Raw genomic sequence first — 8847 nt, 5'->3', positions numbered from 1 at the left:
TCGCCATGCTGACCGAAGCCAAGCTGTACTACACCGACCGCACGCTGGCCGACACCCCGGTGAACCTCTCGCTGGACCTGTATCACCAATTCCCCGACTGGTTCCAGACGATCTTCCATTCCGGGATCTCGGCGGGTGCCCTCACCGCCATCCTGCTGAACCTGCTGCTCAACAGCCGCAGTACCGGTACCGACGAGAGCGAGTTGTCGGCGCATGACGCCCCGCGCGGTGCGCTGCCCGATCCGCTGGACGCGCTCCGGGCAGCGGATCCTTCGACGCCGCCGGCGCGGTTGCGCCAGCTCGCCGAGGACCGGCCCGAACTGCGCACCATCATCGTCACCAACCCGTCCACGGACCGGGAGACGTGCGCGTGGATCCGCGAACAGGGCGATGAGCAGGTCGCCGCGGTGTGCCAGAAATGGGATGAGGTCACCGACGGCAGGTTCTCCACCCGCGGCGGCTGACCGATGACTTTTCCCGCCCGCCGCGGTCCATACCGGTATGAATGCCGAAACCGATATCCGCGCGCTGGTGACCCGCTGGGTCGACGGCATCAGGGCCTGTGACCTCGACGCGGTCACCGCTGCGCATGCCGATGACATCGTGATGTTCGACGTGCCGCCCCCGTATGAGGGGATCCGCGGTATCACGGCCTACCGCGCCAGCTGGCCACCGTTCTTCGAGTTCATCAGCAGCGGGGCCACTTTCGAGTTGCTCGAACTGGACGTGGTGGCCGGCGACGATGTCGCGTTCGCCTACGGACTGCTGCGCTGCGGGGGCGAGAAGGAGTTCGCGGAGAACCCGGACAACCGGCTGCGGCTGTCCATGGGCCTGCGCAAGATCGATGGCCGCTGGCAGATCCTGCACGAACACCACTCGTTCCCGGACACCACCCAGGTCGGCGCGGAACGCGGGAACTAGATCCGAGGTGGCGCCGCCGCCGTAGATTCCGCGAAGAAGACTCGGCGGGCCTCGGAAAGCACCGCTGAGCGAGCGCACTACCCTACGGACTATGCGATTGCTCGTCACCGGAGGAGCGGGCTTCATCGGCTCGAATTTCGTGCATGCCGTGGTACACGGCGGCCTGGCCGACGTGACCGTACTCGACTCCCTCACCTACGCAGGCAGCAGGGAGTCGCTGCGCCCGGTCGAGGGTGACATCAGACTGGTCGAAGGCGATATCACCGATGCCGAGTTGGTGGGCAAACTGGTGGCCGAGACGGACGCCATCGTACATTTCGCCGCCGAGACCCACGTGGACAATGCGCTGGCAGATCCCGAGCCGTTCCTGCACACCAATGTCATCGGCACGTTCACCATCCTCGAGGCGGCCCGCAGGCACGGGGTCCGACTGCACCACGTCTCGACCGACGAGGTCTACGGTGACCTGCCACTGGACGTGCCCGATCGGTTCAACGAAACCACCCCGTACAACCCGTCGAGCCCGTACTCATCGACCAAGGCGGCGTCCGACATGTTGGTCCGTGCGTGGGTGCGCTCCTACGGTGTGCAGGCCACGATTTCGAACTGCTCCAACAACTACGGCCCGTACCAACACGTCGAGAAGTTCATTCCGCGGCAGATCACCAACATCCTCACCGGGCGGCGGCCGAAGCTCTATGGCCTCGGGAAGAACGTCCGCGACTGGATCCATGTCGAAGACCACAACACCGCGGTCTGGCGCATCCTCACCGCAGGACAGGTGGGCCGCACGTACCTGATCGGCGCGGGAGGCGAGCGCGACAATCTGACGGTGATGCGCACCATCCTGACGCTGATGGGTCGCTCGCCCGACGATTTCGACCACGTGACCGATCGCGCCGGTCACGATCTGCGCTACGCGATCGACGCATCGGTGTTGTACGACGAACTCGGCTGGGCACCCGCGCATACCGACTTCGAAGACGGGTTGCGGGCGACGATCGACTGGTACACGACCAACGAGGCGTGGTGGGGCCCGCTCAAAAACGGTGTCGAGACTGCCTACGCGGGGCGCGGTCAGTGAACGTCCGCGAGCTCGCCGTACCAGGCGCCTGGGAGATCACTCCCCAGCTGCGCGGAGACGCCCGTGGCATGTTCTTCGAGTGGTTCACCGAGTCGGCCTTCCGCGACTTCGCCGGCCACGATTTCACCCTCGCTCAGGCGAACTGCTCGGTGTCGATGGCCGGGGTGCTGCGCGGACTGCACTTCGCCGAGCTTCCGCCGAGCCAGGCCAAATATGTGACGTGCGTACGGGGCGCGGTGTTCGACGTGGCGGTGGACATCCGGGTCGGGTCGCCGACATTCGGACACTGGGACGCGGTGCGACTCGACGAAGAATCTCGCCGAACGATCTACCTCTCGGAGGGATTGGCGCACGGATTTCTTGCGCTGGAAGATGATTCGACGGTGATGTACCTGTGTTCGGCGCCGTACAGCCCCACCCGGGAACACACGATACTGGCCACCGATCCCGCCCTGGGCATCGCATGGCCCGCCGGGTTCACTCCGTCGTTGTCCGACCGCGACCTGCACGCCCCGACGTTGGCGGAGGTCGCGGAGTCCGGGAAGCTGCCGACGTGGGAGGCCACCCGCAGTTTTGTCGATGGATTGCGTACCCGCCTGGGCTGAGGGCCCGCCTGCTCGAAACTGACAGCGAGAGCGGACATCCTAGTGCCGTGACCGATCAGCAGGCCCTGACCGCTGGTCGTCAATCCAGCAGCGCGCGAAGGAAGAACGCGAGGTTCGCCGGACGTTCGGCGAGCCGGCGCACGAAGTAGCCGTACCACTGCGTCCCGAAAGGCACGTACACGCGGACGTGGTGGCCCGCGTCGGCCAGTCGGCGCTGCTCGTCGTCGCGGATGCCGTACAGCATCTGGTACTCGAAATCATCTACACCGCGGCCGAACTCCGACACCATCCCGGGCACCGCGTCGATGATCTCCGGGTCGTGCGATGCCACCATCGGGTAGCCGCTGCCGGCCATCAGGATGCGCAGGCACCGCAGATAGGAGTCGGTCACCTCGGTGCGCTCACGGAACGCGACGGAAGCGGGCTCGTCGTAGGCGCCTTTGCACAGCCGGATTCGGGCGCCGGAGGCGGCGAATTCGCGGCAGTCTGTTGCGGTGCGCTTGAGGTACGCCTGCAGTACCGTGCCCAGCCAGTCGAAATCGGCACGCAGATCCCGCACGATCGACAGTGTCGAGTCGGTGGTGATGTGGTCCTCGGCGTCCACCGTCACCCAGGCGCCGACGTCACCGGCCTTCTGACAGATGATGTGGGCGTTCTCCATGGCGATCTTCTCGCCGTCACGGGGCAACGCCTGGCCCAGCGCCGACAGCTTCAGCGACACCTCCAGGGTCCGCGGAGAACCGGTCGACTCTGCGCGCCGCGCGAGCGCGTCCAGTAACCCCAGGTAGGCCTCGACCGTGGCACCCGCAGTGTCCTGATCGGTGACATCCTCGCCCAGGTAGTCGATGCTGACGAAGCGCTGTGAACCCCGCAGCGCAGCAACTGAACCCATGGCGTCGTCGATGGTTTCTCCGGGCACGAACCGGTGCACGACATCGCGCGTCACGGGCATTCGCTCGGCGGTGCGCCGCAGCTTGTCGGATCTGCTCGCGGCCAGGATCGTGGGCCGTGCCAGCTTCTGGAAGACACTCATGGTCAGGCCTCCATGTGCGGGTAGCGGTGATCGGTCGGCGGGACGAAGGTCTCCTTGATGGAGCGTGCCGAGGTCCACCGCAGTAGGTTCAGTGCCGAACCGGCCTTGTCGTTGGTCCCGGAGGCCCGGGATCCGCCGAACGGCTGCTGGCCGACGACCGCACCGGTGGGCTTGTCGTTGACGTAGAAGTTGCCCGCCGCATGGCGCAGCCGGTGCTGGGCGTCGAGCACGGCGGTGCGGTCATCGGCGATCACGGCGCCGGTCAGCGCGTAGGTGGATCCGGCGTCGACAACACCGAGGATGTCGTCCCACTTGTCGTCGTCGTAGACGTGCACGGCCAGGATCGGCCCGAAGTACTCGTCGCGGAATGCCTCGTCGGTCGGATCGTCGGACAGCAGTACCGTGGGGCGCACGAAATAGCCATCACTGTCCTCGCATTCACCACCGACGGCGATCGTGACACCGGCGGTGCCCTTGGCCCGGTCGATGGCGTGCGCGCTCTTGGCGTAGGCGCGCTCATCGATGACGGCACCCCCGTAGTTGGACAGGTCGGTGACATCGCCGTACTTCAGTGCCTCGGTGGCGCCCAGGAAGTCGTCACCCATCTGCGTCCATACCGAGCGCGGGACGAAGGCCCTCGACGCCGCCGAGCATTTCTGGCCCTGGTAGTCGAAGGCGCCGCGGATCAGGGCAGTGCGCAACACATCCGGTTGCGCCGACGGGTGCGCGACGACGAAGTCCTTGCCGCCGGTCTCCCCCACCAGCCGCGGATAGGTGCGGTAGCGGTCGATGTTGGTGCCGACCTCGCGCCACAGGTGCTGGAACGTCGCGGTGGATCCGGTGAAGTGGATGCCGGCCAGCCGCGGGTCGGCCAGCACCACATCGGACACCGCGAAACCGTCGCCGGTGACGAGGTTGATGACCCCCGGCGGCAGTCCGGCGGCTTCCAGCAGTTGCATGGTGAGGTAGGCCGAGAACGTCTGCGTGATGGACGGTTTCCACACCACGGTGTTGCCCATCAGGGCGGGCGCGGTCGGCAGGTTTCCCGCGATGGCGGTGAAGTTGAACGGGGTGATCGCGTAGACGAAACCCTCGAGCGGGCGGTAGTCGGTGCGATTCCACACGCCGCGACTGCTGATCGGCTGCTGCGCGAGGATCTGTCGGGCGAACGCCACGTTGAAGCGCCAGAAGTCGACGAGCTCGCAGGGCGAGTCGATCTCGGCCTGGTAGGCGGTCTTGGACTGGCCGAGCATGGTGGCGGCGGCGATCTTCTCGCGCCACGGGCCGGACATCAGGTCGGCGGCGCGCAGGAACACCGCGGCGCGCTCGTCGAACGGGGTGTCCGCCCACGCGTCCTTGGCGGCGATCGCGGCGTCGACGGCCGCGGTGGCCTCGTCGTGCCCGGCGTTGGTCAGCGTGCCGAGCACCGACTGGTGGCGGTGTGGCTGGACCACGTCGATGCGGTCTCCCGCACCCATGGTGTGCCTGCCGCCGATCACATGCGGCAGGTCGATCGGTGCTTGGGCGAGGTCGCTCAGCGCGGCGGTGAGGCGGGCGCGCTCGGGGCTGCCCGGTGCGTAGTCGTGAATGGGCTCGTTCAGCGGAAGCGGCACGTCAGTGATCGCGGTGATGGCATCCATACCGGCAACGATGGCTGATCCAGCGCTCGCATAGGTTGTTCGATTGTCCAAGCTTTGATGGACCTTCTAGTACGATTGGCCAATATGTCGGACACCGGTGTGGGACTCGGCCGGCTGCTGCTGGCGCTGGACACCACCCTGGTCAACCTGGTGGAGGCTCCGCGCGGGCTGGACCTGCCGGTGGCCTCGGCGGCACTGCTCGACGCCGACGACGTGCGCCTGGGCCTGGCGGCCGCGGCCGGTGCCGCGGATGTGTTTTTTCTGCTCGGCATCAGTCCGGCGGATGCGGTGCACTGGCTGGCCGCCCAAACCCGACAGCCGGTCGCGATCTTCGTCAAGGAGCCGCACCCGTCGGTGATCGCCCGGGCAACACAGGCCGGGGTCGCCGTCGTGGCCGTCGAACCACGAGCCCGCTGGGAACGGTTGTTCCGATTGGTCAACCACGTCTTCGAACACCACGGCGACCGCGCCGATCCGCAGTCGGATTCCGGCACCGACCTGTTCGGGCTCGCCCAGTCGATCGCCGAACGCACCCGCGGCATGGTGAGCATCGAGGACACCGCATCCCATGTGCTGGCCTACTCGGCGTCCAACGACGAGGCCGATGACTTGCGGCGGCTGTCCATCATGGGCCGCGCCGGTCCGCCCGCCCACCTCGAATGGCTGGGGCAGTGGGGGGTTTTCGACTCGTTGCGCRCATCCGCCGACGTCGTGCGCGTCGACGCGCGGCCCGAACTGGGCCTGCGCCCGCGGCTGGCCATCGGCGTGCACCACGCATCACCAAATGGTCGGCGGGCGCCCGAGTTCGCCGGAACCATTTGGCTGCAACAAGGTTCGCAACCGTTGGCCGAGGACGTCGAGGATGTGCTGCGGGGTGCGGCGGTGCTGGCGGCCCGGATCATGTCCCGGCTGGCGGCGGCACCTTCCACCCACACGGTCCTGGTGCGCCAACTCCTCGGTCTGGCCGGCGCCGAGATCGACGTGGCCTCGGTGGCCCAGGGCCTGGGCGTCGCCGCAGACGCCCGCGCGGCATTGGTCGCGTTCCAGGGCGCCCCACCGGATGTGCTGGCACTGAGCGCCGGCGCCTTCCGGGTCGACGCGCAGGTGACCGCCGACGACGACCGGGTCTACGTGGTGTTCCCGAAGATCGGTGCACCGGCAGCGGTGACGTCCTGGGTGCGGGGCGTGGTGTCCGCATTGCGCCGCGAGTTGGGGCTCAGCCTGCGCGCGGTGATCGCGGCCCCACTGACCGGGCTTGCCGATATCGCGCCCGCCCGCACCGAGGTCGACAGGGTGTTCCAGAGCGCACAGCGCCATCCCGGCGCCATCGCGCAGGTGTCCTCACTCGATGACGCCCGCACCACCGTCCTGCTCGACGAGATCGTGTCGATGATCGAAGCCGACGAGCATCTGGTCGACCCCCGCATCCGTCACCTGCGCGACACCCAACCAGTACTGGCGGACACACTGGCGGCCTATCTGGACTGCTTCGGCGACATCGCCACGGTCGCCGAGCACTTACACGTGCATCCCAACACGGTGCGCTACCGGGTGCGCCGTCTGGAAAAGCTCATCGCCGCGTCATTGGATGATGCCGAACTGCGCCTGCTGCTGTCGCTGAGCCTGCGCGCCACCCGCTAGTACGTCCGGATACCGAACCCCGCGTCGAGCGGCCACGCCACGCCGGTGATGAACTCGGCCTCCTCGGATACCAGCCACGCCACCGCGTTCGCGATCTGCTCGGGCTGCAACAAGGCAATCGGCAGGGCGTTCTGCTGGGTGCCCATCCATGGGTCGGCCGCCTGCGCCAACCCGATGGTGGTGTCGTTGATGATCATGTCGGTCGCCACCCCCGAGGGGTGGATGGTGTTCACCCGGATCGAATGCCGCGCAAGGTCACTGGCCCAGCCCTGCATCAGCGCCACCAGCCCGCGCTTGGATGCCGCATAGGCCTGCAACCCGGGCCGGTCGGTACCGGACGCTCGGATACCGGCCGTCGAACTCGCCAACACGATCGCCCCGCCCCGTCCACCGGCGATCATCGTGGGGAGGGCCGCGTCGACCGTGTTCCACGCGCCGGTCAGGTTCACATCGACGACGTCGCGGAAGACCTGCGCGCGGTGGTCCGACTCCGTCAGCCGGATGATGCCTGCATTCGCGATGACGATGTCGATGCGGCCGAACTCCGCGACACCGGCGGCGACCACGTGATCCACCGCGTCAGGATCGCGGACGTCGGCCTCGCGGGCGATGATGCGGCGGCCCTGTTTCTCGACGAGTTCCACCGTGGTGCCCAGGTCTTCGGATGTCGACCCGGGGTAATCGGTCGACTCGAACGGCCCGCAGACATCCAGCGCGATGATGTCGGCCCCCTCGCCGGCAAGCTTCACGGCATGCGCACGACCCATCCCCCGGGCGGCGCCGGTGATGAAAGCCACCTTGCCTGCTTGCCGGGCCACTAGGTGCCCTTCGGGAAGTTGACGTCCTTGGTCACGGCTTCCCACTCGTCGATGGAGGCAGACAGGGCAGCGATCTTGTCCCGCACCGCCTTCAGCACATCGCGCCCGAGCAGCAGGCGCAGCGGCGGTTCGTCCAGCGCCGTCACCGTCAGCACCGCCTCGGCGACCTTGCGCGGATCACCGGGCAAGTGGTCGGCGAACTCCTTGATCAACGTCTTACGGGTCCCGACGCCGTCGTCGTAATCACCGATCGGCGTGGAGGATTCCTGCATCGAACGCCTGGCCCAGTCGGTGCGGAAGGCTCCGGGTTCGATGGCGGTCACCTTGATGCCCAGCGGTGCGACCTCCTGAGCGAGCGCCTCGGTGAGCGCCTCCAGCGCAAACTTTGTCGAGGAGTAGTAGGCGTTGGGCGGGTTGGCCACCAGACCGGTCATCGACGAGATGTTGACGATGTGACCGGATTTGGATGCCCGCATGGCCGGTAGCACCGCTTTGATCGTATCGACCACCCCGAAGTAGTTGGTATCGAACAGTTTCCGCACCTCGGCGTCATCGCCTTCTTCGACGGCCGACATGTAGCCGTAGCCCGCATTGTTGACCAGGACGTCGATACCGCCGAACGCGTCGTGCGCCGCCGCGACCGCCGCGGCGATCTGATCCTTGTCGGTGACGTCGAGGGCGACGGCCACGGCGCGGTCACCGAACGTGTCGACGAAATCGGCCACCGCCTCCCGGCGCCGTGCTGTGACAACCACGGAGTGCCCGGCCTCCAAAGCGGCGCGGCCGATCTCGCGTCCGATACCGGTGGAGCATCCGGTGATCAACCAGCGGGTCATCAGGCAGTCCCCTCGGGTAGGCGGCGCAGATACGCCGCACGGCGCTCGGCGAGTTCGGTCGCGCGTTCCTGCGCGGACACCCGGCGCAATGTCGGGGCCTCGCGTTCGAGATCGTCGAGTTTCACCACCCGCCCGCGCGCACCGAGGTCCTCTTTGGGTCCGTCACCGCCGAATTCGGCCATCCGCAACGTCAGGATGCCCTCGTTCAGTCCGTCGGAGTCGATCCAGTTGGCGACGCCGGGATCGGTCGGGGAGATGACGTAGGTATA

General features: G+C 67.2%; 9 protein-coding genes and 1 pseudogene. 5 read left to right on the top strand and 5 right to left on the bottom strand.

The features are described from left to right. From AC1DTF_RS31490 to rfbC, 4 genes are all read left to right on the top strand, one after another. On the top strand, nt 1-464 hold a 464-nt coding region (locus AC1DTF_RS31490; RefSeq protein ID WP_477476906.1), incomplete at its 5' end, for a variant leucine-rich repeat-containing protein. Between the two features lie 37 nt (nt 465-501). Beyond that, complete coding sequence (locus AC1DTF_RS31485) at nt 502-921, top strand: YybH family protein (RefSeq protein ID WP_477476905.1); 420 nt, start codon at nt 502-504, stop codon at nt 919-921. A 91-nt stretch (nt 922-1012) separates the two neighbouring features. Next, complete coding sequence (gene rfbB, locus AC1DTF_RS31480; protein ID WP_477476904.1) at nt 1013-2005, top strand: dTDP-glucose 4,6-dehydratase; 993 nt, start codon at nt 1013-1015, stop codon at nt 2003-2005. Further along, the gene (gene rfbC / locus AC1DTF_RS31475; RefSeq protein WP_057165796.1) at nt 2002-2610 is read left to right on the top strand and encodes a dTDP-4-dehydrorhamnose 3,5-epimerase; all 609 of its coding nucleotides are present in this window, start codon (nt 2002-2004) and stop codon (nt 2608-2610) included. Before rfbB ends, rfbC begins: the two co-directional genes overlap by 4 nt. 79 nt (nt 2611-2689) lie before the next feature. On the opposite strand, the gene AC1DTF_RS31470 is transcribed toward rfbC, so the two are convergent. Together AC1DTF_RS31470 and pruA are read right to left on the bottom strand one after the other, a co-directional pair. Then, complete coding sequence (locus tag AC1DTF_RS31470) at nt 2690-3643, bottom strand: proline dehydrogenase family protein (protein ID WP_477476903.1); 954 nt, start codon at nt 3641-3643, stop codon at nt 2690-2692. A 2-nt stretch (nt 3644-3645) separates the two neighbouring features. Beyond that, nucleotides 3646-5274, bottom strand: coding sequence for an L-glutamate gamma-semialdehyde dehydrogenase (gene pruA, locus AC1DTF_RS31465; protein ID WP_477476907.1), 1629 nt, complete (start codon nt 5272-5274; stop codon nt 3646-3648). 93 nt (nt 5275-5367) lie between these two features. On the opposite strand from pruA, the gene AC1DTF_RS31460 reads away from it, so the two are divergent. Beyond that, nucleotides 5368-6924: a PucR family transcriptional regulator gene (locus AC1DTF_RS31460; protein WP_477476902.1), complete on the top strand. Its 1557-nt coding sequence runs from the start codon at nt 5368-5370 to the stop codon at nt 6922-6924. Here the strand turns inward: AC1DTF_RS31460 and AC1DTF_RS31455 are convergent. From AC1DTF_RS31455 to AC1DTF_RS31445, 3 genes and pseudogenes are all read right to left on the bottom strand, one after another. Beyond that, the gene (locus tag AC1DTF_RS31455) at nt 6921-7742 is read right to left on the bottom strand and encodes a mycofactocin-coupled SDR family oxidoreductase (RefSeq protein WP_477476901.1); all 822 of its coding nucleotides are present in this window, start codon (nt 7740-7742) and stop codon (nt 6921-6923) included. The two genes, AC1DTF_RS31460 and AC1DTF_RS31455, sit on opposite strands and share 4 nt — an antisense overlap. Beyond that, nucleotides 7742-8578: an oxidoreductase gene (locus tag AC1DTF_RS31450; RefSeq protein ID WP_057165793.1), complete on the bottom strand. Its 837-nt coding sequence runs from the start codon at nt 8576-8578 to the stop codon at nt 7742-7744. The genes AC1DTF_RS31455 and AC1DTF_RS31450 overlap by 1 nt, the downstream gene beginning before the upstream one ends. Then, nucleotides 8578-8847: pseudogene (locus AC1DTF_RS31445) on the bottom strand (hypothetical protein); the annotation flags it as partial. The gene AC1DTF_RS31450 and the pseudogene AC1DTF_RS31445, both read right to left, overlap by 1 nt.

The organism is Mycobacterium sp. P4_H6 (assembly GCF_056400845.1).
This window is presented reverse-complemented; position numbering and strand designations above follow the sequence as displayed.